The 1,305-nt window shown below is 45.0% G+C and carries 1 protein-coding gene; it reads right to left on the bottom strand.

Annotated features, from left to right (window positions below; genetic code table 11):
• Positions 1–224: 224 nt before the first annotated feature.
• Positions 225–1,238 (bottom strand): IS110-like element ISShes7 family transposase, encoded by a 1,014-nt coding sequence (locus tag Q4Q49_RS22100; protein WP_311991698.1) that lies wholly within the window; start codon positions 1,236–1,238, stop codon positions 225–227.
• Between the last annotated feature and the right edge of the window lie 67 nt (positions 1,239–1,305).

Here is a 1,305-nt window from a genome sequence, read left to right as displayed (position 1 = left end):
CACTTTTTGAGTAACAGAAAGTAATACTGCGTACGTATATCCGACCTGTTTGTGAGAATCTTTGTTCTCTGGCCTTAATGAGAACCGCGCCTTTGCTGCTTATCGTCCTTTCGGAGTCATATGCTCCTTGTACTCTCTCAGCATCTGCAAAGGCCGGTATTACCTGTTACTTCATTATCTGTAGTCGTGTTTTTGGGGTGAGTTTAATACTCGATTTTTACATATTAACAAGGCCGATATTCGCTGCGATGAAACAGCATAGCCCAGATGATCCGTGCCAATTTGTTTGCAATTGCTACTGCCGCTTTCTGTTTACCTCGCCGCTCAATCACCTTTAAGGCCCATACGGAGATCCTGTCATTACTCTTACTTGCATAGCGAATAATCGACCAAGCTCCCTGGATCAGTTGCCGCCGTAGATAGCTGTTACCTCGTTTGGTTATGCCGCTTAATTTCTGTTTTCCCCCACTGGAAAACTCTTTAGGAACCAGTCCTAAATTTGCAGAAAAATGCCGAGCACCATGATAGCCTGAGCCATCTCCGGCAAATGACACCGCGGCAGTGGCAATTATTTCTGCAACGCCTCTTATACCCATTAGTCGCTTGGCATCTGGGTGCGTTCTTGCCTGCAGTTTGATGTCTTTTTCCAGTGAACCTATTGCAACGTTGATCGCACGCAACTCTTCCATCAGCTCACGCATGTATTGACGTGCAATCGTAGTGAGTTGATTACTGGCATCCTCAAGTAATTCCGGCAGCAAAAGATTCAATGGATTACGTCCTTTAGGGAGGGCTATTCCATATTCACTTAGTAAGCCTCTAATTTGATTGGTTAGTGCAGTGCGTATTCTGATCCGGCGCTCGCGAATTCTGTGGGTAATGATGATATCAACCTGCGCTAAGGTTCTCGGCTGGACGAAAATCAGGTTTGGTCTCTGCGCTGCCTCACAAATAGCGAAGGCATCATTGCGATCGTTCTTATTGCCTTTGACAAATGGCTTAACATGCTGAGGCGGGATCAGTTTGACATCATGCCCGAGAGAAAGTAACTCTCTGCCCCAATAGTTAGAGCCACTGCAGGCTTCCATCGCAATAGTGGCATCAGGGTAAGTACGCAGAAAAGTCAGGAGCTGAACACGTTTAATCGAACGGTTAAAAACACTCTTGCCTGCTTGATTAACGCCACATACTTGGAAGATATTTTTTGCGAGATCAATTCCTATTAGTGTAACTTTCATTTTGGACACCTTTTGTTGTTATTGAACGTGCAAATTCAATATGGCGTAAATGACGCCTACTTCACAA

This window comes from Shewanella sp. SP1S1-7 (genome assembly GCF_031932105.1).
Classification (GTDB): domain Bacteria; phylum Pseudomonadota; class Gammaproteobacteria; order Enterobacterales; family Shewanellaceae; genus Shewanella; species Shewanella baltica.
The sequence above is the reverse complement of the archived record's forward strand: the minus strand, read 5'-3'. Positions and strand labels throughout refer to the sequence as shown.

Bases quoted from the DNA above. Each gene is read 5' to 3' on its own strand.
- Q4Q49_RS22100 (WP_311991698.1), bottom strand. From the start codon at position 1,238: ATGAAAGTTACACTAATAGGAATTGATCTCGCAAAAAATATCTTCCAA.